Source organism: Haloferax sp. Q22 (assembly GCF_001482285.1).
Lineage (GTDB): Archaea > Halobacteriota > Halobacteria > Halobacteriales > Haloferacaceae > Haloferax.
Window position 1 is genome coordinate 1 of sequence record NZ_LOEP01000001.1, and the last position, 21,155, is coordinate 21,155.

Annotated in this window: 24 protein-coding genes; 12 read left to right on the forward strand and 12 right to left on the reverse strand. The window is 67.8% G+C overall.

Annotated elements, in window-relative coordinates:
* The first annotated feature begins 306 nt into the window (after positions 1-306).
* Entirely contained in the window at positions 307-969 is a 663-nt protein-coding gene (locus AM590_RS00005; RefSeq protein WP_008092649.1) for a TrkA family potassium uptake protein, read from the forward strand.
* Positions 970-1,046: 77 nt separating this feature from the next.
* Here AM590_RS00005 and gatA read toward each other — a convergent pair whose 3' ends face one another.
* Positions 1,047-2,318, reverse strand: coding sequence for an Asp-tRNA(Asn)/Glu-tRNA(Gln) amidotransferase subunit GatA (gatA, locus tag AM590_RS00010; protein ID WP_058825651.1), 1,272 nt, complete (start codon positions 2,316-2,318; stop codon positions 1,047-1,049).
* Positions 2,319-2,597, reverse strand: coding sequence for an Asp-tRNA(Asn)/Glu-tRNA(Gln) amidotransferase subunit GatC (gene gatC, locus AM590_RS00015; protein WP_004064004.1), 279 nt, complete (start codon positions 2,595-2,597; stop codon positions 2,319-2,321).
* 261 nt (positions 2,598-2,858) lie between these two features.
* Here gatC and AM590_RS00020 point away from each other — a divergent pair, with 261 nt between their 5' ends.
* Together AM590_RS00020 and AM590_RS00025 are read left to right on the forward strand one after the other, a co-directional pair.
* Positions 2,859-3,815: a transcription initiation factor IIB family protein gene (locus AM590_RS00020; protein ID WP_172795725.1), complete on the forward strand. Its 957-nt coding sequence runs from the start codon at positions 2,859-2,861 to the stop codon at positions 3,813-3,815.
* A gap of 121 nt (positions 3,816-3,936) precedes the next feature.
* Positions 3,937-4,419, forward strand: coding sequence for an NUDIX hydrolase (locus tag AM590_RS00025; protein ID WP_058825653.1), 483 nt, complete (start codon positions 3,937-3,939; stop codon positions 4,417-4,419).
* A 39-nt stretch (positions 4,420-4,458) separates the two neighbouring features.
* Here the strand turns inward: AM590_RS00025 and AM590_RS00030 are convergent, their stop codons facing one another.
* Together AM590_RS00030 and AM590_RS00035 are read right to left on the reverse strand one after the other, a co-directional pair.
* Entirely contained in the window at positions 4,459-5,550 is a 1,092-nt protein-coding gene (locus AM590_RS00030; protein WP_058825654.1) for an asparagine synthase C-terminal domain-containing protein, read from the reverse strand.
* Positions 5,550-6,233: a PHP domain-containing protein gene (locus AM590_RS00035; protein ID WP_004977563.1), complete on the reverse strand. Its 684-nt coding sequence runs from the start codon at positions 6,231-6,233 to the stop codon at positions 5,550-5,552. The genes AM590_RS00030 and AM590_RS00035 overlap by 1 nt, the downstream gene beginning before the upstream one ends.
* 293 nt (positions 6,234-6,526) lie before the next feature.
* On the opposite strand from AM590_RS00035, the gene AM590_RS00040 reads away from it, so the two are divergent.
* Both AM590_RS00040 and purL read left to right on the forward strand, forming a co-directional pair.
* Positions 6,527-6,961, forward strand: coding sequence for a CBS domain-containing protein (locus AM590_RS00040; RefSeq protein WP_058825655.1), 435 nt, complete (start codon positions 6,527-6,529; stop codon positions 6,959-6,961).
* 96 nt (positions 6,962-7,057) lie between these two features.
* Positions 7,058-9,166, forward strand: a complete 2,109-nt coding sequence (gene purL / locus AM590_RS00045) for a phosphoribosylformylglycinamidine synthase subunit PurL (RefSeq protein ID WP_058825656.1) — start codon at positions 7,058-7,060, stop codon at positions 9,164-9,166.
* A 48-nt stretch (positions 9,167-9,214) separates the two neighbouring features.
* Here the strand turns inward: purL and AM590_RS00050 are convergent, their stop codons facing one another.
* The 4 genes from AM590_RS00050 to AM590_RS00055 all read right to left on the reverse strand — a co-directional run bounded on the left by AM590_RS00050 (position 9,215) and on the right by AM590_RS00055 (position 11,448).
* Complete coding sequence (locus AM590_RS00050) at positions 9,215-10,186, reverse strand: NADPH:quinone oxidoreductase family protein (RefSeq protein ID WP_058825657.1); 972 nt, start codon at positions 10,184-10,186, stop codon at positions 9,215-9,217.
* Between the two features lie 85 nt (positions 10,187-10,271).
* Entirely contained in the window at positions 10,272-10,445 is a 174-nt protein-coding gene (locus AM590_RS20670) for a hypothetical protein (protein WP_172795723.1), read from the reverse strand.
* A gap of 152 nt (positions 10,446-10,597) precedes the next feature.
* Positions 10,598-10,753 carry a hypothetical protein gene (locus tag AM590_RS20675; protein ID WP_172795724.1) on the reverse strand — a complete coding sequence of 52 codons (156 nt, stop codon included), beginning with the start codon at positions 10,751-10,753 and terminating at the stop codon, positions 10,598-10,600.
* 71 nt (positions 10,754-10,824) lie between these two features.
* Positions 10,825-11,448, reverse strand: a complete 624-nt coding sequence (locus tag AM590_RS00055; RefSeq protein WP_058825658.1) for a hypothetical protein — start codon at positions 11,446-11,448, stop codon at positions 10,825-10,827.
* 106 nt (positions 11,449-11,554) lie between these two features.
* Here AM590_RS00055 and hisF point away from each other — a divergent pair, with 106 nt between their 5' ends.
* Positions 11,555-12,367: an imidazole glycerol phosphate synthase subunit HisF gene (gene hisF, locus AM590_RS00060; protein ID WP_058567128.1), complete on the forward strand. Its 813-nt coding sequence runs from the start codon at positions 11,555-11,557 to the stop codon at positions 12,365-12,367.
* A 135-nt stretch (positions 12,368-12,502) separates the two neighbouring features.
* Positions 12,503-13,057 (forward strand): DUF1684 domain-containing protein, encoded by a 555-nt coding sequence (locus tag AM590_RS00065; protein ID WP_058825659.1) that lies wholly within the window; start codon positions 12,503-12,505, stop codon positions 13,055-13,057.
* A 51-nt stretch (positions 13,058-13,108) separates the two neighbouring features.
* On the opposite strand, the gene AM590_RS00070 is transcribed toward AM590_RS00065, so the two are convergent.
* Together AM590_RS00070 and AM590_RS00075 are read right to left on the reverse strand one after the other, a co-directional pair.
* Positions 13,109-13,399 carry a DNA-directed RNA polymerase subunit L gene (locus tag AM590_RS00070; protein WP_004970976.1) on the reverse strand — a complete coding sequence of 97 codons (291 nt, stop codon included), beginning with the start codon at positions 13,397-13,399 and terminating at the stop codon, positions 13,109-13,111.
* A 26-nt stretch (positions 13,400-13,425) separates the two neighbouring features.
* Positions 13,426-14,418 (reverse strand): MBL fold metallo-hydrolase, encoded by a 993-nt coding sequence (locus tag AM590_RS00075; protein ID WP_058825660.1) that lies wholly within the window; start codon positions 14,416-14,418, stop codon positions 13,426-13,428.
* A 166-nt stretch (positions 14,419-14,584) separates the two neighbouring features.
* On the opposite strand from AM590_RS00075, the gene AM590_RS00080 reads away from it, so the two are divergent.
* Positions 14,585-15,724, forward strand: a complete 1,140-nt coding sequence (locus tag AM590_RS00080) for a J domain-containing protein (RefSeq protein WP_058825665.1) — start codon at positions 14,585-14,587, stop codon at positions 15,722-15,724.
* 103 nt (positions 15,725-15,827) lie between these two features.
* Positions 15,828-16,502: an MBL fold metallo-hydrolase gene (locus AM590_RS00085; RefSeq protein ID WP_058825661.1), complete on the forward strand. Its 675-nt coding sequence runs from the start codon at positions 15,828-15,830 to the stop codon at positions 16,500-16,502.
* Positions 16,503-16,914: 412 nt separating this feature from the next.
* Here AM590_RS00085 and AM590_RS00090 read toward each other — a convergent pair whose 3' ends face one another.
* Together AM590_RS00090 and AM590_RS00095 are read right to left on the reverse strand one after the other, a co-directional pair.
* On the reverse strand, positions 16,915-17,541 hold the full coding sequence (locus AM590_RS00090) for a uracil-DNA glycosylase family protein (protein WP_082677610.1): 627 nt from the start codon (positions 17,539-17,541) through the stop codon (positions 16,915-16,917).
* A 124-nt stretch (positions 17,542-17,665) separates the two neighbouring features.
* The gene (locus tag AM590_RS00095) at positions 17,666-18,139 is read right to left on the reverse strand and encodes a DUF5793 family protein (RefSeq protein ID WP_004977575.1); all 474 of its coding nucleotides are present in this window, start codon (positions 18,137-18,139) and stop codon (positions 17,666-17,668) included.
* A gap of 152 nt (positions 18,140-18,291) precedes the next feature.
* Between AM590_RS00095 and AM590_RS00100 the strand changes: the two genes are divergently transcribed.
* The 3 genes from AM590_RS00100 (at position 18,292) to AM590_RS00110 (ending at position 21,052) form a co-directional block, all read left to right on the forward strand.
* Positions 18,292-18,660, forward strand: coding sequence for a cupin domain-containing protein (locus AM590_RS00100; RefSeq protein WP_058825662.1), 369 nt, complete (start codon positions 18,292-18,294; stop codon positions 18,658-18,660).
* A gap of 97 nt (positions 18,661-18,757) precedes the next feature.
* Positions 18,758-19,255 carry a hypothetical protein gene (locus AM590_RS00105; protein ID WP_058825663.1) on the forward strand — a complete coding sequence of 166 codons (498 nt, stop codon included), beginning with the start codon at positions 18,758-18,760 and terminating at the stop codon, positions 19,253-19,255.
* A 102-nt stretch (positions 19,256-19,357) separates the two neighbouring features.
* Positions 19,358-21,052 carry a type II/IV secretion system ATPase subunit gene (locus tag AM590_RS00110; protein ID WP_058825664.1) on the forward strand — a complete coding sequence of 565 codons (1,695 nt, stop codon included), beginning with the start codon at positions 19,358-19,360 and terminating at the stop codon, positions 21,050-21,052.
* Positions 21,053-21,155 lie beyond the last annotated feature (103 nt).

Genomic DNA, 21,155 nt, shown 5'->3' on the forward strand with positions numbered 1-21,155 from the left:
GCCTCGTCGTCGCAATCACCAACTACGAACGTGGAGACAATCCGGGAAGTACCGTGATCACGGTGTGAGAACTCTTCTATGACACCCTCGGGCGCTGGCTATCGGCTGGCTCGTCGTCGGCGGCGGCGTCTACCTCCTCTTGTCGAGGCGGGACGACGTCGGCCCGGCGGGACCACCCGAGATTCAGGACCCAGAGCCGATCGAGCCGGCGGAGGGAGCCGACGACTGACCAACGACTGACCGACGAAAGAGCCGACCGCACACTGCACCGAGACGACTACTACACGCCAACACCAATTCACACGCATGCCCGACCCAGTAACACACGATTTACGCGTCGTCGTCGCCGGCGGTGGAGAGTTGGGCCTTCGGACGGCCGAACTCCTCTCCGACCGCGGCCACGACGTGGTCATCGTCGAAGCGGACCCGGACCGAATCCCGGACGTCGCCGACAAGTACATCGCCACCGTCATCGAGGGAGACGCCTCTCGTCCGGAGATACTCAGACAAGCCCAGCCCGAGCGGAGCGACGTGGTCGCCGCACTCACTGACGACGAGTCGACTAACTTCGCCATCTGTCTAGCCGCACAGCGGATGTCGGACGTTCGAACCGTCATGCGAATCACCGGGACGCCGGACGAACTCTACGAGGAGTTCGTGGACGGACTCGTCTTTCCCGAGCGACTCGGCGCGCGGGCAGCGACCAACGAAATCGCCAACGGCGGTGTTCGAACTATCGAAGACATCGGTGGCAACGTCGAAATCGTGGAGGTCGAAGTCGCCGAAGACGCCCCCGTCGCCGGCAAGCGACTCGACGAGGTTCGACTCCCGCAGGGGAGTCTCATCATCGTCGACTATCAGGGGAACAGAATCGGCGGCCCCGACACTGTCCTCGAAGCCGGTCACCGCTACGTGCTCGGCGTCGAGTCGGACGTGGCCGACGAAGTGATGAATCTGTTTCGGGGATAGTCCACCCACGACGACCGACGACGCGGGACTGGGCGTCTCGGTCGGCGCTCGGTGCCGTAAAAAAAACCGTTCTCGTGTTAGTTCTCGACCGCGGACGCGGCGCGGACGATGGTCTCCTCGCCGAACTTCGGCCCGATGAGCTGGAGGCCGACCGGGAGGCCGTCGGTCTCGCCCGCGGGAACCGAGATGGCGGGGAGGTTCGCGAGGTTCACCGGCACGGTGTTCGCGTCGGCGAGGTACATCTGCAGCGGGTCGTCGAGGCTCTCGCCGAGTTCGAACGGCGGGACGGGCATCGTCGGCGACGCGACGACATCCACGTCCTCGAAGGCCTCGTCGAAGTCCTGTTTGACCCACGCGCGGGCGTCCTGGGCCTTCGCGTAGTACTTGTCGTGGTAGCCCGCGGAGAGGGCGTACGTGCCGAGGAGGATGCGGCGTTTGACCTCGGAGCCGAAGCCTTCCTCGCGGGCGCGGGCGAACGCCTCGTTCCAGTTGCCGTCGTAGCCGCCGGACTTGCCGTAGCGGACGCCGTCGAAGCGAGCGAGGTTCGACGACGCCTCGGACATGGCGATGACGTAGTAGGCGGCGACGGCCTTCTCGACGGACGGCATGCTGACCTCGCGGTACTCCGCGCCCTGCGCTTCGAGTTCGTCGAGCGCAGCCCAGAACGCCTCCTCGACGCCCTCGTCCGCGCCTTCGACGAACTCGGTCGGGACGCCGATGGTGAGGCCCTCGACGTCGCCGTCGGCGGCCGCGGCGTAGTTCGAGTCTGCGCCGGCGTTGCGGGTCGTGCCGTCCCGGTCGTCGGGGCCGGCGATGACATCGAGGAGCGCGGCGGCGTCTTCGACGGTCGGTGCGATGGGACCGATCTGTTCGAGGGAGTTCGCGTAGGCGACGAGGCCGTAGCGCGAGACGAGGCCGTAGGTCGGCTTGATGCCGACGACGCCGCAGAACGCGGCGGGACAGCGGATGGAGCCGCCGGTGTCGGTGCCGAGCGCGAGGTCGGCCTCGCCGGCGGCGACGGCGGCCGCGGAGCCACCGGAGGAGCCGCCGGGGACGCGGGACTCGTCGACGGGGTTCTTGGTCGGGCCGAACGCCGAGGTCTCGGTCGTCGTGCCCATGCCGAACTCGTCCATGTTGGCCTTGCCGACGATGGTCGCGCCGGCGTCCTTCAGGAGTTCGACGACGGTCGCGTCGTACGGCGGGACGTAGTCTTCGAGCATCGCGGAGCCGCAGGTCGTCCGCAGCCCCTCCGTGGAGATGTTGTCCTTGACGGCGACCGTCTTGCCCGAAAGCGGGCCGTCGTCGGCGCCGTCGAGCGTCTCTTTCGTGATGAAGGCGTTCAGCGACATCTACGACACCCGCGGGCCCTTGAAGAAGCCGTCTTCGGTCTCTGCGGCGTTCGAGAGCGCCTCTTCTTGGGTGAGGCCGTCGCGGACCTCGTCGGGGCGCATCACGTTCACCAGTTCGTCCTCGCGGTCGACTTCGGGGACCTCGTCGAGGGCGTCGAAGTAGCCGAGGATGTCCGCGAACTGCGCCGCGAACTCCTCGACCTCGTCCTCGTCGAGGTCGACCCGCGCCAACTCGGCGACGTGTCGAACCTCGTCGGCGTCGACGGGCGTATCGCTCATGTATCGGAGGTGACGGAGACCGGGAGTAAGAGTTTCGGTGTGGGTCGTTTCGTCCGGTCATCGTCGTGAGACCGCCCGGGCGGCCCCCCAACGAGACGCCCGGGACCGACCGTTCGAACTCGGCCCATTCCGTCCTTCTGCCGCCGTCAGATATAAGTAACGAGGGTCAATACGAATAGACGGAGAACGACCGTTCCCAGTTGCTTCTCTCGCACACAAATGACAGACAGTGTCCGACGTTTCACGACCGGCAGCGCGCGCGTGCGCAATGAGAATACAAAAGATACCGAGCAGACCGACGCCGAGCGGGAGCAGACGCTCTCGTGTCCGGAGTGTGGCTCGGAGAGTCTCGTCGCCGACTCCGAACACGGCGAGACGGTTTGCGACGACTGCGGCCTCGTCGTGGAGGAAAACGAGATAGACCACGGCCCCGAGTGGCGCGCGTTCAACTCCTCGGAGAAAGACCAGAAGTCCCGCGTCGGCGCGCCCACGACGAACATGATGCACGACAAGGGGCTGTCGACCAACATCGGCTGGCAGAACAAAGACGCCTACGGGCGCTCGCTGTCGTCGCGCCAGCGCGAGAAGATGCAGCGACTTCGCACGTGGAACGAGCGGTTCCGCACCCGCGACTCCAAGGAGCGCAACCTCAAGCAGGCGCTCGGTGAAATCGACCGCATGGCCTCCGCGCTCGGCCTCCCGGACAACGTCCGCGAGACCGCCTCGGTCATCTATCGCCGCGCGCTCGACGACGACCTCCTCCCGGGTCGCTCCATTGAGGGCGTCGCCACCTCGGCACTGTACGCCGCCGCCCGCATGGCCGACACCCCGCGGTCGCTCGACGAGATTACGAGCGTCTCGCGCGTCGAGAAGGACGAAATCGCCCGCACCTACCGGTACGTTGTCCGCGAGCTAAAACTCGAAATCAAGCCCGCCGACCCCGAGCAGTACGTCCCGCGGTTCGCCAGCGACCTCGGCCTCTCCGACGAGTCCGAGCGGCGCGCCCGACAGCTCTTGAAGAACGCCAAAGAACAGGGTGTTCACTCCGGCAAGTCGCCGGTCGGCCTCGCCGCCGCCGCCGTCTACGCGGCCTCGCTTCTCACCAACGAGAAAGTGACGCAGAACGAGGTCTCGGAGGTCGCCAACATCTCGGAGGTCACCATCCGCAACCGCTACCACGAACTGCTCGAAGCCGAAGAGCAGGTCCAACTGCCCTAATCCGGCCGGTCCGTTCGTTTCGCGCCGCCGCGTCTCGCCCTGTCTCGCCTCGTTCCGCTCCGTCTCGCCCTGTCTCGCCTCGTTCCGCAACAGCCATGCCGCTCGCTCCGGAGCCACAGCCATGGAGACGACACGACATTTCACCTCGACCGTGTACATCGTCAACGACGGCGCGGTGGCCCTCCACCGACACGAGCGCCTCGGCATCCGCATCCCGCCGGGCGGTCACGTCGACCGCGACGAACTCCCCCACGAGGCCGGCCTGCGCGAGGTCCGCGAGGAGACGGGCCTCGACCCGGAACTCGTCGACGACACGCCGTCGGTCCCTGCGCCCGACGGCCGGGCGCTTCCACAACCCCGCCAGCAGATGCTCTACGACATCAACGTCCACGGCGACGGCTCGGTCGGCCACCAGCACATCGACCACATCTTCTACGCTCGGGTGGACTCCCGCGACATCGACCCCGCGCCGGGCGAGGCCGACCCCGAGGTCTGGGCGTGGTACGACGAGTCCGACCTCCGCGAGAGTGACCTCGACCCCGACACGGTGCAGTTCGCGCTGGAGGCCATCGAGGTCGTGCGCGACGACGAAACGGAGAACTGAGCCGAACCGGACCGACTCCGGAGACTGGACGACTCCGACCTACTCCACGAGCGATTCGACGTACTGCTCGACGTGGTTCTCCATCCGCCGCTTGAATCCCGCCTGCCGCGCGAGTCGGTCGAGTTCGCGGGAGGCGTAGGTCCCGTACTGGACCGCCTTCTTGTCCGCCTCGGCGACCGACTCGGGGAGCGCGCCGCTCGCGGCCTCCCTGAGCGCGACTTTCCGCCGGTCGCCGTCCACGAGTAACTCCCCGGGGAGCGGGAGCGCCGCCGAGACCACGCGGTCGTGGAGGAGCGGCGCGACGGGTTCGACCCCGGCGGCGCGGAGAACGAGCAGGTCGCGTTCGAGCTGGTCGGGGAGCGTGAGAACCATCTCGCGGGCGGCCCCGCGGACGGTTTCGGCCTCGACGCGCGGGTCGTCGGGCGCTTTCTGGACCTTCGCATAGCCGCCGAACAGTTCGTCCGCGCCCTGCCCGACCGCGAGGCGGTCGTAGCCGTCGTCGGCGACCCGCTCGGCGAGCAGATACAGCGGGAGGACGATTTGCACGTCCATTGGGTTCGTCCGCCCGAGCGCGGCGACGATTTCCGGGACGGCGCGTTCGAGCGCCTCGTGGGTGAGTTCGACCACGGTGAGGTCGCGGTCCATCGCGGCCGCGGCCTCGCGGGCGGCGGCGACGTCGTGGGAGCCCTCGAAGCCGGCGACGTAGCACGGGGTGTCGGGGACGCCCGACGCGACGACCGCCGAATCGACGCCGCCGGAGAACGCCACGGCGAGGCCGTCGTCGTCGACCGACCGAACCGAGGCGAAGACGGCGTCGCAGACGCGTTCGAGCGCGGCGTCGCGGTCGGTGGCGACCGGCGGGTCCGGGAGTGACCAGACGCGTTCGTCGTCGCCGGCGGCTTCACCGGCCGTCTCGCGGGAGTGTCCGGCGGGGACGGCGACCGGGTCGTCGAGGTCGCGGTGGTCGAACGACCACGTCGCGGGGTCGGCGCGCTCGGAGAAGAGCGGTTGGCGACCGAGCACGTCGCGGACGAGTCGGCCGTCGAGTTCGCCCGCGAAGCCCGCGGTTCCGGGGAGCGGGTCGCGGTCGGCGAGGGCGCGCCGGACGAGGTCGGGGGACGCGCCGCGCATCAGAACAGATCCGTCAGGGCGTGTTTCAGGCGTCGGGTCGCGCCGCCCGCGGCCTGCCGGAACGAGATGCGCCACGGGGTCTTGTTGCCGACGACGCTAGTTCGGCCCTCGGCGACGGCCGAGAGGATGGCGTCGGCGCTTCGGGTGTCGGTGCCGACCTCGGTGACGGCCTGTCCGACCATCTCCGCGATGTGGGCGTCGCTTCCGGCGGTCATCGGGAGATTCCGCCGCTTGGCGAACCGCTCGGCGCGCTGGTTGGCGATGCCGGTGAGGAGCCGCGAGTTGTATATTTCGATGGCGTCGGCGCTGGCGAGTTGCGCGCTGGAGATATGTGGGGCGACGCCGTGCCGCGACTTCTGGAAGGGGTGCGGGACGACGGCGATGCCCCCGGCGTCGTGGATGCGGTCGAGCGTCTCGTCGTACGACAGCCCCGCGGGAATCAGTTCCTCGACGCCCAAGGCGAGCACGTGGCCCGCGGCGCAGGTGACTTCCATCCCGGGGATGCCGACCAGTCCGTAGTCGGCGGCGAGTTCCGCGGCTTCGAGGCTGGCGTCTATCTCGTCGTGGTCGGTCACGGCGAGGGCGTCCAAGCCGACCGCGACCGCCTGTTCGAGGAGATACTCGATTGGGTCCCGCCCGTCGTAGGACAGAGACGAATGCGAGTGCAACTCGACCGATAACACACCGTCTTCTAACGATGGAGGCTAAAAAAGCGCCCCGGTCCCGGTGTGATTGGTGTGTGTGTACCTCACGCACGGGCCGGCGGACATGCGGATGAGAGCGAGACCCCGTCACCCCGCCGCGTGCGGCCGACGACGCTATCGACGCAAGACCGTCACCGCCCGCAGACACTCCGCGAGCGCCGACATACCGCCGAAACTGGATGAAATGTAAGAATATAGAAATAATATCGCGGGCGACGAACTATCCGGACGGTGGCGTACCCACATCGCGTGGTTCCACCGGGGTGAGAGAGATGACCGTACGAGACATCGCACGACCGAGAGACGAACTGGTGACAGCGAGGGAAGACACGCCGATTCGAGAGTTGGCGAAGTTGATGGAGGACCGAAAGGTCGGCTCCATCGTCGTCGCGAACGGCGACGATATCCGGGGTATCGTGACGGACCGCGACATCGCGCTCAAGTGCGTCGCCGCCGGCGGTGACATGAGCGGGATGACGGCGAAAGACGTGATGACCGGTGAGCCGTTCACCGTCGACGCCGACGTGGGCGTCTTCGACCTGTTCCGGCAGATGCGGGAACACGGCGTCCGGCGCGCGCCGATAACCGACGGCGGCAGGCTGACGGGCATCGTCACGATGGACGACCTGCTCGTGTTGCTCCAAGACGAGATGCACGAGCTGACGGAGATAATCCGCGCCGAGTCGCCGCCGTACACGCCCGCGTGAGTCGGATGCGGGCGACGACGGCGACTCCGACCACATTTTACGCACGTTCGTGCACATAGAAAGGGTTTACAATGTGCGTTCTGACCATACCAGTGAATGACGCTTTCCGACGCGGACCGCGACCTCGTCGTCGCCGAGCTCGGTCGAGACCCGACGCCGGCCGAGGAGATACTCTTCGAAAACCTCTGGAGCGAACACTGCGCCTACCGGTCGTCTCGCCCGCTTCTGTCGGCGTTCGACTCGGAGGGCGACCAAGTCGTCATCGGCCCCGGTGACGACGCGGCGGTCGTCGCTCTGGACGACGACACCTACATCACGCTCGGTATCGAGAGCCACAACCACCCCTCCTACGTCGACCCCTACGACGGCGCGGCCACGGGCGTCGGCGGCATCGTCCGCGACACCCTCTCGATGGGGGCGTACCCCATCGCGCTCGCCGACTGCCTCTACTTCGGCGACTTCGACCGCGAGCACTCGCGGTACCTCCTCGACGGCGTCGTCGAGGGCATCGCCGACTACGGCAACGCCATCGGCGTCCCCACCGTGACCGGCTCGACCTCGTTCCACGAGAACTACGAGGGCAACCCCCTCGTCAACGTCGCCTGCGTCGGCCTCCTGTCGGCCGACCGCCTCGTCACGGCCGAAGCCCAGAAGGCGGGCAACAAGCTCGTCCTCGTCGGCAGTTCGACCGGCCGCGACGGCCTCGGCGGCGCGTCCTTCGCCAGCGAGGACCTCGCAGAAGACGCCGAAACCGAAGACCGGCCCGCGGTACAGGTCGGCGACCCCTACACGGAGAAACTGCTCATCGAGTGCAACGAGGCGCTCATCGACGAGGACCTCGTCGAGTCCGCCCGCGACCTCGGGGCCGCCGGCCTCGGCGGCGCGTCCTCGGAACTCGTCGCCAAAGGAGGCTTCGGCGCGGAAATAGACCTCGAAAAGGTCCACCAGCGCGAGCCGAACATGAACGCCTTCGAGATTCTCCTCTCGGAGTCTCAAGAGCGCATGTGCTACGAGGTGACTCCCGAGAACGTCGAGCGCGTGCAGGAACTCGCCGCGCGCTTCGACCTCGGCAGCGCCGTCATCGGCGAGGTCGCCGAGGGCAACTACGTCTGCACCTTCGACGGCGAACCCGTCGTCGACGTGCCCCCGGAGTTCCTCGCCGAGGGCGCGCCGATGAACGACCTCGACTCGGTCGAACCCGAAGCCGCGGAGCGCGACCTGCCCGCGTTCGACCTCACCGAGGCGTTCGAGGCGGTCGTCTCCGACCCCAACACGGCGTCGAAGCGCTGGGTCTACCGGCAGTACGACCACGAGGTCGGCCTGCGGACCGCCCGCCGGCCCGGCGACGACGCGGCGCTCCTCGATGTGCCCGAAGCGGACACGAAACTCGCGTTCACCGGTGGCGCGGACCCCAACTGGACGACCGCTGCGCCTTACGACGGCGCGCGCGCCGTCGCCTTCGAGAACGCGACCAACCTCGCCGCGAAGGGCGCGTCGCCCCTCGCGACCGTCGACTGTCTCAACGGCGGCAACCCCGAGAAGCCCGACGTGTACGGCGGCTTCAAGGGCATCGTCGACGGCCTCGCCGACATGTGCCGGGCGCTTTCGGTCCCGGTCGTCGGCGGCAACGTCTCGCTCTACAACGACTCCGTCTCCGGCCCGATTCCGCCGACGCCGACGCTGGCGATGGTCGGTAAGGCCGACGGCTCCTCGCCCGGTCTCTCGCTTTCGGGCGAGGGCGACCTGTTCCTCGTCGGCTTCTCCGGCGGGGCGCTCGGCGGTTCGGCGGTCCTCGAACACGCCGGCGGCTCCGACGCCTTCCCGGCGCTCCCCGAGGACGCCGACGCCGCGACGGCGGTCGAGACGATTCGGACGGTCGCGGCCGACGAGTCCACGGTCGCGGTCCACGACGTGAGCCACGGCGGCCTCGCGGTCGCGCTGGCCGAGATGGTCACCGGGGAGGTCGGCGCGGACGTGTCCGTCGCCGACTACGTCTCGCTGTTCGAGGAGACGCCCGGTCGCGTCGTCGTCGAGACGACCGACGAGGCCGCGCTCCGCGACCTCGCGGGCGACGTGCCCGTGGTCGAACTCGGGACGACGACCGACGACGCGACGCTCTCGCTCGCGGTCGACGGCGACGAGGCCGCTTACGGCGCGGGCGACATCGCCGAGCTGCGCGACGTGCTCGCGCGCGAACTCGACTGAACCGAAACCTAAACTGAAAAAACGCGGTCCCGCGTCACGCCGCTCCCGCTACGGTTCGAGGACGACTTTCCCGCTGCTCTTTCTGGCTTCGATGTACTCGTGGGCCGCCGCGGTGTCTTCGAGGTCGAACGCCTCGCCGACGACCACGTCGAGTTTGCCCGCCGCGAGCAGTTCGGAGAGTTCGGGCACCGCGCCGAGGACCGACTCGGGGCGCTGCTGCATGGCGCTTCCGAGGTGGAAGCCGATGACGGACTTGTTCTCGAACAGCAGGCGCGTCGGGTCCGCTTCGGCCGCGTCGCCGGAAGCCGCGCCGTAGGTGACGAGTCGGCCGAAGTCGGCGAGGGCGTCGAGACTGCGCTCGAACGTCTCGCCGCCGACGCCGTCGAGAACGAGATCGACGCCCGCGCCGTCGGTCTCGTCGGCGACGACCTCGCGGAAGTCCTCCTCGGTGTACTGGATGCCGTGGTCGAGTCCGAGGTCGGCCGCGAGGTCAAGTTTCTCCTCGGTGCTGGCCGTGCCGAACGTCTCGACGCCGGCGTGGGAGGCGAGTTGGACCGCCGCCGTGCCGACGCCGCCGGCGGCCGCCTGAATCAGCACGCGCTCGTCGTCGGCGAGGTCGCCCCACTCGTGGAGGCAGTTGTACGCGGTGAGGAACTGGACGGGGAAGCCGGCGGCCTCGGCGAACGACATCGACTCGGGCACGTCGAACAGCGTCGGGGCCGGCGTGGTGACGTACTCGGCGTACGCCCCGCCGCCGGTCATGGCGACGACGCGCTCGCCGACCTCGCGGTCGACGCCCTCGCCGACCGCGTCGATGGTCCCCGCGGCCTCCATCCCCGGCGTGTACGGCGGTTCCGGGCCGTCACGGTAGGTCCCGCGCCGCTGCATGATATCGGCGAAGTTGATGCCGGCGGCCTCGACGGCGATGCGGACCTCGCCCGGGGCCGGTTCGGGCGTCTCGGTCTCGCGCAGTTCGAGGCTGTCGGAGCTTCCGTACTCGGTGACGACGATAGATTTCACGCCGGGTCGTAGCCGCGTGGGCCTGAAAAGGGAAGAGAACGCGGAAGTTCGTACGAATTGCCGGTTCTGGGGGTCCCGAGCGCGCTTACGCCAGCGCCAGCGGGAGACCGAACACGACGACGAGGCCGACGACGAGAACGAGGATGCCGGTCGTGACCTGACTCATCGAGAACTCCTGCATCGGGGAAGTGACGCGGGCGTCCTCGTCCGCGTGGTGGTCGTCGTGTCCGTGGCCGCCGTGGTCGTGGTCGTCGCTCATACGCGGGGCGACGGGTTCGCGGTACAAAAACGCACCTAACCGTCGTCCGCGGACACTCCGTGTCGCCACCATCGACTCACCGGCGTCGGTACAACGTGCCCGCGGAGACGACTCGCGCGCCGACGACCCACACCGACTGCGCGCCGACCGACTCACGACCGATACAAGTGAAGCGTGACCAGAAATACGAGGCAGAGCGGGAGAATCGGTGCGGCCGCTTCCAGCGGGACCAAAAGCAACACGACTGCGGACAGCACCACGAACTCGACGACAACCAACAGGCTGATGACTTCGGTAGGGTCGGCCATCGCTGGAACTTGACTCGGACGTTCGTTCTCGCGGGACCGGTATCAAAGTGATTCTTCGGCGGAGCGCGTCTTCACGCGCGGTCTGCCGGTACGAGCGACGCCATCTCGAAGTGCGCGCTGTCACACACTCGGCCGGCCAGCGTCGCCTCACGAACCGCCGGATCGTCGTGCGGGCCGCCCCGAACTCGGAGGGTGGCCACCTCGCCGACGACCGACCGGATTCCGGTATCGACCGCCTCGCGAATCCCGTCGGCGACGACGAGCGACACCGACTCGAAGCGGCAGTCATCGGCCGACCCGAGTTCCGAGACGAGGTCGCTGCCCGGTGATTGGAGTTCGATTCGGAATCCCCACGGGGTGACGAGGAACGTCCGCCGCTCGTTCTCGGTCACCGGCCAATCTCGCGCCGTCGCCCGCTCGACGACCGCCGACACGTCGGCGACGACCACCCCGACGTGGTCGAACGAAAGCCTCGGGCCGGGCGTGAGCGTCACGTCGGCCATCCCGCTGCGATTCGTCTGCAACCGCAGGCGGAAGTCGTCCGGGGCGTCGTCGTCGGCCGCCAGCGCGACCGACTCGCCGTCGGCGGTTCCGAAACGCGCGACGGGGGCGATTCCGTGCGACGAGAGAACCGACGTGGCGTGGGCGATATCGGGGACGTGGTAGTGGAGGTGGAACACAGTTGGGGGGGTCACGAGAGACGAGTCGTTCCGTCCGGAGATGTACGTCCCGGTTCCCCCGAACCCCCCCTGCCGTAGTCGAAACGGTGAAACGGCTCTTTCGCCAACGATTCAGTAGCGAATGCTCACGAAGCGCATCATCCCCTGTATCGACGTCGACCTCGACGAGGACGGGAACCCGGCCGTCTACACCGGTGTCAACTTCGAGGACCTGAAGTACACGGGCGACCCGGTCGAGATGGCCAAACTGTACAACGAGGCGGGCGCGGACGAGTTCGTCTTCCTCGACATCACCGCCTCCGCCGAGGGGCGCGAGACGATGCTCGACACCGTCTCGAAGGTCGCAGACGAGGTGTTCATCCCGCTGACCGTCGGCGGCGGCATCCGCACCCGCGACGACATCAAAGAGACGCTCCGCGCCGGCGCGGACAAGGTCTCTATCAACACTGCGGCGCTCCAGAACCCCGACCTCATCGAGGAGGGCGCGCGCTCCTTCGGCAGTCAGTGCATCGTCATCTCGGTGGACGCCCGCCGACGCTACGACGAGGCGGGCGAGCACTACGCCGAGGTGGACGGCGAGTCCTGCTGGTTCGAATGCACCGTCAAGGGCGGCCGCGAGGGCACCGGCGTCGACGTTATCGAGTGGGCCCGCGAGGCCGAGTCCCGCGGCGCGGGCGAACTGTTCATCAACTCTATCGACGCCGACGGCACGAAAGACGGCTACGACATCCCGCTGACGAAGGCCGTCTGCGACAATGTCTCGACGCCCGTCATCGCCTCCTCCGGCTGCGGCGGCCCCGAGGACATGTACGAGGTCTTCACCGAGGCCGGCGCGGACGCCGGGCTCGCCGCTTCTATCTTCCACTTCGACGAGTACACGATTCAGGACGTCAAGGAGTACCTCGACGAGCGCGACGTACCGGTTCGCCTGTAAGCCAGCGTCTTCGCAGCCGTTCTGTTCTGCCTCTCTTTGTCCCGCTTTTCGCCCCCCGTCCCGCCTGTCGGTCGTGCGTCCCCCGCGCAGTCGGAACTAATCTTAACCCGCCGGCGCGCCGTATCTCGACCCGAGATGACCGACGACCCGTGGCTCGACGCCCTCCGAACGAACCGCGAAGAGAAAGACCGCTATCTCGCCGCGGACCGCAACTCACCGATTCCGCCGGACCAGCGGGAGTTCTTCGACGGTCTCGACTACTTCGACCCCGACCCCGACCTCCGGTTCGAACTCGAACTCCGGGAATACGACGACCCCGAGCGCATCACCATCGGGACTTCGACCGACGGCGAGCGCGAGTATCTCGCGTGGGGGCGCTTCGAGTTCGAGGTCGACGGCGAGTCCTACGCGCTCGACGCCTACCGGGCAGACGCCGACGAGGACCGCCTGTGGGTGCCGTTCCGCGACGAGACGAACGCCGAGGAGACCTACGGAGCGGGTCGCTACCTCGACCTCGAAGCCGCGGACCGGACCGACGACGGCCGGTGGGTGGTCGATTTCAACGACGCGTACAACCCGTTTTGCGCCTACTCGCCGCGCTACGAGTGCCCGCTCGTCCCGATGGAGAACTGGCTCGACGTCCGTATCGAGGCCGGCGAAAAGGACTACGACGGTCCGGGCGGCGAGTAACCGAGAAACGCGCCGCTCGCGGCCGAGCGGAAACGAGAGAGAACCCGCAGATTACGCGTCGATACCGGCGCGGTAGGCGTCGGTGAAGTCGTCGGCGGTACGCTGGACGCCTCGGGCGGCCTCCGCGAGCGCGTCGAGGGGGTCGACGCCGGGTTCCGTCTTGATAGAGAGGACGGGGTCCGTCTGTCCGCCGGACTGCTCGGGGTTCACGTCGTAGGTCGCGGCCGTGACGGTGTCGGTCTGGAGGAGTTCGCCCTTCAGGACGTTCATGAAGGTGTGGTCCTCGCCGCCGATTTCGATGCGGAGTTCCTCGTCGGTCTTGTCGATGACCCGCAGTTCCATGGCTCTCCGTTCCCTCCAGCGGCGTTTTAACGTTTCGTCTCGGGGACCGCGACCAGTTCGTCGAAGTCCGGGTCCGCGTCGAGGAGTTCGTACCGCCCGCCGTCGTCCGGCGGCGCGACGACGCCCTCGGCGACGAGGTGGTCCAGATGGGCGAACGCCTCGCCGGGGCCGTGGAGGATGTGAATGGCTTCGAGGTCGCCGAACAGGCGGGCGCTCACGGTCCACGCGTCGGCCGGCCCGTGGTCATCGAGCACCGAGACGACGCGCTCGGTGCGCTCGCGGTGGTGTTGGGCGATGACGCGCGCCCGGCCGGCGGGGTCGTCGATGGGGTCGCGATGGCCGGGCCACGCCCGCGCGAAGTCGCGGTCGGCGAGGCGGGCGAGGCTGTCGAGGTACGTTTCGAGCGGGCGGTCGACCCGGAGGTCCGCGCCGCCGACGTTCGGGGTGTACTTCGGGAGAATCGCGTCGCCGACGAACGCCTCGCGTCCGCGCTCGCCGTCGAAGGCGAAGGCGCTCAACCCGGCGGCGTGGCCGGGGAGGTGGACGACTTCGAGGTCGCCGTCGCCGGCGGCGATGCGGTCGCCGTCCTCGACGGGCGTCACGTCGACCCGGTCGCCCCGGAGGTCGTCGTGGCCGTCGAGGAACGCGGTCACTTCGGCGAGCGGTTCGTCGGGAATACGCCACTCCCCGAATCGACGCTCGCGAATCTCGCGCTCGGCCGCGATGGCGTCCGGGTCGCCCGCGACGATGCCCGCGTCGTCGGCGTGGACGTACACCGGCGCGCCACTTTCGGCTTGGAGCTCGCCCGCGAGACCGGCGTGGTCGGCGTGCCAGTGGGTGAGGACGATGGCTTCGAGGTCGGCGACCTCGTAGCCGGCCGCGTCGAGTCCCTCGCGGAGGTCTCGGCGGACCGAATCGGTCGCGACGCCGGCGTCGACCAGCGTCGGCCGGTCGCCGGGGAGGAGGTAGGCGTTGTTCAGGCCCTCGAAGACGATGTTGCCGAGCCGTATCCGTTCCATGCGGCCACCTGACCGCCGAGGTCCATGATTATTCCGAATGGTCGTGGGGGCGCGGCGTCCCGCGGTTTATCGCGCACTCGCCGGCGGTCGGTCGGTCGCCGACCCGATTCGCTGGGCGACCGCCCGGTACATTCAAAACCCGGCGTCGCATCGAATCGCACGTCGAATGCCGGTGGACTTCTACGAACTCCTCGGGGTCGAACGCGACGCCGAGACGGCGGAGATAAAGCAGGCCTTTCGTCAGCGCGCTCGGGAGTACCACCCCGACGTCAACGACGACGAGCGAGCGACCGCGCAGTTCACCGTCGTCCGGAAGGCCTACGAAGTCCTCACCGACGACGCCGAGCGCGCCGACTACGACCGGATGGGTCACGGGACGTACGTCGAGAAACGCCTCGACGGCCTGACGAAGTTCAAGTACCCCGGAACGGCCGGGAAGAACGGCGGTTCCGGCGGGTCGGGAACCGGTGACCGGTCGGCTTCGGGACGGTCATCGTCCGCAACGTCGTCCTCCTCGTCTTCTTCCTCTCGGTCGTCTTCTTCGTCTTCTCGGTCGTCGACCTCCCGACGGTCGAGTTCCGGACACGCGTCGTCTTCCTCTTCGACCGCGAGTTCGTCGCGGTCGGGCCGGTCGAGTCGCTCGCGCACCTCGCGGTCGTCTTCTTCGTCCTCATCGTCGCGGTCTACGGATTCCTCGCGGTCGTCCTCGTCGTCCTCGTCGTCACAAACCCGCACCGGAAAATCGCAATCCAGTCGGACGGGGACGACCGGCCGGTTCGAACGCGAGCGCAGCGGGTCCGAGTCGGCGACCGCGTCAGCGTCGGCGTCCGGGGCGACGAACCCGCTTTGGTACGGGTGGGGCGTCTCGCTCGCCGCGCTCCTCGCGTATCTCAGCGGCTTCGCGTGGCATCTCGCCGGCGACGGCGCGGGATTCGTGACTGCGCTCGCGTCGCTCGATACCGCCGCGCCCGCCGCGGGGCTCCTCGCGTCGTCGCCGCTGTCGGTGCCGGGCCTCGCCACCCTGCAGACCGCGGCGACGACGCCGACACCGACGGTGCTCGTCTTCCCGGCCGCGGCGGCGCTCCTCGCCATCTCGCTCGTCGCGGTTATCGCCCGGTTCGGCCACGCGTGGACCACGTGGTTCTATGCGCTCGCGGCGGCCGTCCCGCTGGCGCTCGTAGCGGCCGGCGCGGTCGGCGTCGGACGGCCCCTCGCGGTCGACTTCCTCGGTTTCGTCGTCTGTCCGCTCCTCGGAGCCGGTGGATTCGTCGTCGACGCGGGCCGGTATCTCTTCGCTTCGCGCTGACCGGCGCGGAGTGGGTTGTCCCGGCGGCACGGACTGTTCGGGAGCCGCGGCCCGCGGGTCGCCGTCGCCCACGATTTTTGTCGTTCGCGTCCGACGGTTCGGTATGGCCATCCCGACCGACTCGGTCCGGCGGTTCCGACTCCGTGCCGCGAACGCGTACCTCGTCTCCGACGGCTCGGAGACGGTGCTCGTCGACGCCGGGACGCCGCGGGACCGCGACCGACTCCTCCGCGGTCTCGCCCGCGTGGACCTCGACCCCGGCGCTATCGACCGGGTTCTCGTGACCCACTTCGACCTCGACCACGTCGGGACGCTCGCGTCGCTCAGCCTCCGCGACGACGTGCCGATTCACCTCGCCGAGCCGGACGCTTCACACCTGACAGGCGCGTCGAAGCCGTCGCTCCGGTCGGCGAAGGGCGCGGCGCAGCGCGTGCTCACGTCGTTTCTCGACCGACCGACGAACCCCGTTGAGGTCGTCCGCGACGGGGACGAACTCGGCGGCTTCGTCGCGTATCGGACGCCGGGACACACCCCCGGCCACACCGCGTTCGTCCACGAGGACCACGGCGTCGCGTTCGTTGGCGACATGGTCCGCGAATCGAACGGGAGCCTCGGGCTGTTGCCGGGCATCCTCGCGACTGACGCCGCGGAAAACAGGCGGAGCGTCCGGGAGTTCGCGGCGCGGTGCCCGCCGGTCGACGTGGTCGCCATGGGCCACGGCGAACCGGTCACGGAGTACGGATACGGCGCGCTGAAGCGACTCGCAGACAAGCTCTAACTGGAGCGCCGCCGCTCTCGGAGCAGAGGGACGCAGTTACGTAACAGCGAGACACCGAGCTATCGCTCGTGTCTGAGTTAAGAGCGGGGACCGCGGCCGAGCGCAGGTCCCCGGACTGACCAAGCCACTGTGAGGAGCACCAGTCTCACAGCTGCCTGACGCGCCCGGCGGAAGTGAATCGAACCACGCGCGTCAACACCACGTTGGACACTAGTTGTAAAAAGTCCTTTGTTATCGCCAATTAGAACCACGCCCTCCAGAACGACTGGATAAATATGCTCTTATGTGAGTCATATAGCCGCATCAACTGAACATATGGTAACCCTCATGGTTGTTACTGGACGAACGAACGGCAGAATCGTGAAGAATCTACCGAATACGAGGACGACGGTCGAATACGGGCGAAAATAGGCTATCTGACCAGGTATGGGTCCGCTCCGGGCATGAAGCGGCCGAGGTCGGACTCGCGGCGGAAGTCGGTCGACTGCAGTTCCAACAGGCCGGCGACGAGCTCGTCGTGGTCGCCGCCGTCCCACTCGGCGGGGTCCTTGATGGGCAACACGAGAAAGCCGCTCCCGCGGAGTTCTTTCCCGTGGAGCACCTCCATGTCAACGTCGGTCTTCCAGCCGACGGACGTGTAGTTGTTCAGGACGTGCTTTGTCGCCACCGCGCCGACCGGCAGGAGGACGTGCGCGGCGATGGCGCGGAGTTCAGCGTCGAAAAAGCGCTCCATGTCGGTGTAATCGGCCGCTGTCGGCGTTCCATCCGGCACGCACATGTGTAGGTACGAGAAGAACGTGCGGTTCACCGTCGGTTCGTCGCCGGCCTCGGCCAGCAGTTCGCCGTCTTCGAGTGCCGCGAACAGTTTGTCGCCCGCGTCTCCCGAGAAGGGGACGCCGGTCTCGATGCCCCCGTGGACGCCGGGGTGGTCGCCGATGACGTGGAAGTCGGCGTTGGCGTCGCCGTAGCCGGGGACGTACCGGTCACACGACGGTCGCATGTCGAACGGGTTTCTCGTGCGGTCGGTTACGTTTCTCACGGTACTCTCTGTGGGAGCGGGGAGTAAAGAAGACGTGGTTCGCCCCGATATCGTACACGAACGAGCGTGAGGAACGCATCGAGAGAGAACGTCGTCCGCGCCGTCGACTCGGCGAGCCCCCCGCTCAGAGTTCGACGCCCGAGGGGATGAGGCTCTGGCTCCGCAGGAGCGTTCCGTCGCCGTCGTAGACGAGGAACGTCGATTTCTCGAAGGTCTCGAAGTGGTCGCCTTCGATGGCAACGTCGACGCGGTAGCGGCCCTCGTCGTCGCCCGCGGCGCGCCCGTACTCGCGGGCCGCGCGGATGAAGTCCAGTACGTCGTCGGCGCGAGCGTTGAGTTCGAGGACGTAGTCGCCGGTGAGTCGGTCCGTCACGCTCACGACGCCGCGGGCGTCCGAGTCGTCGACGGAGTCTTGCAACCGAAAGGAGACGTCCAGTTCCTCCGCGGCGAGCACGTCGCCGCTTGTCGAGAGGAACCGAGACCGAAGCTCCTCGGCCGGGCCGTAGAAGTCGATAGATACTGTGGGTTGGCGGGGGTCGCCGTCGTCCTCGTACCAGTCGACGTCGCGGACATCGAGTTCGAAGTAGTCACGCCGCATTCCGTACTGTTGGTTGTACTGCGCTGCCTATTAACGTGACGCCACCCGAAGCGTGGTTCCGGGGTCGAAACCGGCCGATTACGCCGGTTCAGCGCCCACTCGACGCCCGCTCGGCACAACGGTTATCGGCCACCGCCGCGAGCGGACCGCATATGGAACCCGTCAACCTCGACGAGAGCTTCGCGTCGTTCGACGAGACGTGGGCCCCGAGAATCGCCGCGGAGCTGAACGACTACGCGGTGAAGGTCGCGAAACTCGACGGCGAGTTCGTCTGGCACGCCCACGACGAGACCGACGAGCTGTTTCTCGTCCGCGACGGACAGCTCCGAATCGAGTTCCGCGACCGCGACGACGCGGTACTCGAGTCGGGCGACCTCCTCGTGGTCCCCCGCGGCGTCGAACACCGGCCCGTGGCGCTCGAACCGACCGAAGTGCTTCTCGTCGAGCCGACCGAGACGCTCAACACCGGCGACGCCGCGGAGAGCGACCTGACTCACGGCGACCCCGAACAGCTCTCCTGAGGTGCCGTCCGGTCCGGGGACCGCCTGCGACCGCGCCGCCTCGCCGGTGTGCCCGCGCCGTCGGTAGTTTTTACCTGTCAGCCCGTGCGATTGTCCTATGGTCTGGGTCCGCTCCGAACACGCGGGTGCGCTGGCGGTCGTCTCGACGTGGCTCTGCGCGCTCCTCCCGTGGAACGTCACGTACACGCCGAACCTCTCGGGCGTGAGCCTGCTTTTCGTCCGGTTTCCCTTCGCCGAGATTCAGTTCGCGTGGGGCCTCTCCAGCCGCGTCGCGGTCAGGACCCCGCTGTCCGCGCTCTCGCTCCAGTCGGGGCAGACCGTCGCGGTCGCCTACCAGGCGTGGGTCGTCGGCACGGCTGTCCTGGCGCTCGCCGTCCTGTTCTCCATCGTCTACTACCTGCGCGACGAGCGAGTCGAAGCCGGCCCGGTCGACCCCGTTCGGGTCCTCGGCGGCCTTCTCGGCGTCGTCGGCGTCGTCCTCGCCGCGGCGACGTACCTGTTCGTGACGCGCGGCCTCCCCGGGATTCCGCTCCCGCTCGGGGTCGTCATCTCGCTCATTCTCGCCGGCGTGCTCCTGACGGTCGACCGGACCTGAACGCGAGCTGTGGTCCAGGTCGTTCTCGCCGAGTGACAGTCTCCCGCGCGGACCTTTTAAGTCCCAACCCACCATACCTCCCGACCAACCAACCGGGTGACGATGGCACGAGATACCACGAGCGAGACGACGGCGGCGCGCGACCCCCCAGTCGACCGGGGGGTACTGAGACTCCTCGCCGACGGGGAGTTCGACGCCGCGACCGCCGAGACCCGGCGGCTCCTGCGCCGGACCGCGGAGATGCTCCGGGGGTCGAGCCTCGACGTGCTCCCGCTTTCGCCCGACGACACGCCGCTCGGGTCCTACGAGATTCCCGAGGGCCACGAGGAAATCGACCGCTACTGGGTGAACGCCCCCTTCGCCTACGTCGTCGTCACCTACGACACGGACGCGACCGCCCATCAGTACCACACCGTCGAACCCGACCTCGACGGGTTCGAAGCGACCCTGCTCGAACGCGTCCGCACCGACGTGCGCGACCCGCTTTTGTACCGCCGCGAGGCGGACCCGCGGACCGAGTCGGCGCTCGTCGAAGAGCTCCAGTCACTTCTCGAACAGTACGGGCAGGAACTCGACATGAACACCTTCTACACGCTGTTGTACTACCTCCGACGCGACTTCCACGGCTACGGTCGCCTGGACCCGCTGATGAAGGACCCGCACATCGAGGACATCTCATGTGACGGTTACGACCTGCCGCTTTTCGTCTACCACGACGAGTACACCGACATCGCCACGAACGTCTCGTTCGAGGCCGAGGAGCTCGACAACTTCGTCATCCGACTCGCCCAGCGCTCCGGACAGCACATCAGCGTCGGCGACCCCGTCCTCGGGACGACGCTCCCGAACGGCGCGCGCGCCGAGTTGGCCCTCGGCGAGGAGGTCACCCCACGCGGGTCGGCGTTCACCATCCGCCTCTACGCCGAAGAGCCGTTCACGCCCATCGACCTCGTGCGCTACGGCACGTTCTCCATCGAGCAGATGGCCTATCTGTGGCTCTGTATCGAACACAACAAGAGCCTCATCTTCGCGGGCGGCACCGCCTCGGGGAAAACCACCTCGATGAACGCGGTGTCGATGTTCGTCCCCCCGCGGTCGAAGGTGCTGTCCATCGAGGACACCCGCGAACTCGCGCTCTACCACGACAACTGGCTGTCGTCTGTCACCCGCGAGCGACTCCACGAGGGGACCGACATCTCGATGTACGACCTGCTTCGCTCGGCGCTCCGGCACCGCCCCGAGTACATCATCGTCGGCGAGGTGCGCGGCGACGAGGCCGTGACGCTGTTCCAGGCAATGAACACGGGGCACACGACGTTCTCGACGATGCACGCAGACAGCATCGAGACGGTCATCAACCGCCTCGAAAACGAGCCCATCAACGTCCCGCGCGCGATGGTGCAGTCGCTCGACCTGCTGTGCGTCCAGACGCTCACCCGCCACGACGGCGAGCGCGTCCGCCGCTCGCAGACCATCGGCGAAATCGGCGACATCGACCAGCGGACCGGCGAACTCGACTACTCGTCGGCGTTCGCGTGGGAGCCCGAGACCGACACGTTCAGTCAGAACGATAGCTCGCTGCTCACCGAAATCCAGCGCGAGAACGGCTGGTCGCGGACCGAACTCCGGCGCGAACTCCGTCGCCGCGAGACGTTCCTCCAGTACCTCCTCGACAAGGACGTCTCCGACTACCGGCGCTTCACCGCGCTCATCAACGAGTACTACGCGGACTCCGAAGACGTGATGCGGCGCGTCGAGGCCGACGAGGACATCGTCGACGCCGGCACGGAGGCCTGAGATGGCCGCCGCGCCATTGGTCTTTAGCTAAGCCTCAGCAGTCGGTTGGATGGTGGTAGCGAGCTGTTCTCGAAGGATCGGTCGTTGCTTGTGGATCTTCTGA

Bases quoted from the DNA above. Each gene is read 5' to 3' on its own strand.
- AM590_RS00070 (WP_004970976.1), bottom strand. From the start codon at position 13,399: ATGGAACTGCGGGTCATCGACAAGACCGACGAGGAACTCCGCATCGAA.
- AM590_RS00085 (WP_058825661.1), top strand. From the start codon at position 15,828: ATGGCCATCCCGACCGACTCGGTCCGGCGGTTCCGACTCCGTGCCGCG.
- AM590_RS00075 (WP_058825660.1), bottom strand. From the start codon at position 14,418: ATGGAACGGATACGGCTCGGCAACATCGTCTTCGAGGGCCTGAACAAC.
- AM590_RS00005 (WP_008092649.1), top strand. From the start codon at position 307: ATGCCCGACCCAGTAACACACGATTTACGCGTCGTCGTCGCCGGCGGT.
- AM590_RS00095 (WP_004977575.1), bottom strand. From the start codon at position 18,139: ATGCGGCGTGACTACTTCGAACTCGATGTCCGCGACGTCGACTGGTAC.
- AM590_RS00030 (WP_058825654.1), bottom strand. From the start codon at position 5,550: ATGCGCGGCGCGTCCCCCGACCTCGTCCGGCGCGCCCTCGCCGACCGC.
- AM590_RS20675 (WP_172795724.1), bottom strand. From the start codon at position 10,753: ATGGCCGACCCTACCGAAGTCATCAGCCTGTTGGTTGTCGTCGAGTTC.
- AM590_RS00025 (WP_058825653.1), top strand. From the start codon at position 3,937: ATGGAGACGACACGACATTTCACCTCGACCGTGTACATCGTCAACGAC.
- AM590_RS00110 (WP_058825664.1), top strand. From the start codon at position 19,358: ATGGCACGAGATACCACGAGCGAGACGACGGCGGCGCGCGACCCCCCA.
- gatC (WP_004064004.1), bottom strand. From the start codon at position 2,597: ATGAGCGATACGCCCGTCGACGCCGACGAGGTTCGACACGTCGCCGAG.
- AM590_RS20670 (WP_172795723.1), bottom strand. From the start codon at position 10,445: ATGAGCGACGACCACGACCACGGCGGCCACGGACACGACGACCACCAC.
- AM590_RS00040 (WP_058825655.1), top strand. From the start codon at position 6,527: ATGACCGTACGAGACATCGCACGACCGAGAGACGAACTGGTGACAGCG.
- AM590_RS00065 (WP_058825659.1), top strand. From the start codon at position 12,503: ATGACCGACGACCCGTGGCTCGACGCCCTCCGAACGAACCGCGAAGAG.
- AM590_RS00080 (WP_058825665.1), top strand. From the start codon at position 14,585: ATGCCGGTGGACTTCTACGAACTCCTCGGGGTCGAACGCGACGCCGAG.
- gatA (WP_058825651.1), bottom strand. From the start codon at position 2,318: ATGTCGCTGAACGCCTTCATCACGAAAGAGACGCTCGACGGCGCCGAC.
- AM590_RS00105 (WP_058825663.1), top strand. From the start codon at position 18,758: ATGGTCTGGGTCCGCTCCGAACACGCGGGTGCGCTGGCGGTCGTCTCG.
- AM590_RS00100 (WP_058825662.1), top strand. From the start codon at position 18,292: ATGGAACCCGTCAACCTCGACGAGAGCTTCGCGTCGTTCGACGAGACG.
- purL (WP_058825656.1), top strand. From the start codon at position 7,058: ATGACGCTTTCCGACGCGGACCGCGACCTCGTCGTCGCCGAGCTCGGT.
- hisF (WP_058567128.1), top strand. From the start codon at position 11,555: ATGCTCACGAAGCGCATCATCCCCTGTATCGACGTCGACCTCGACGAG.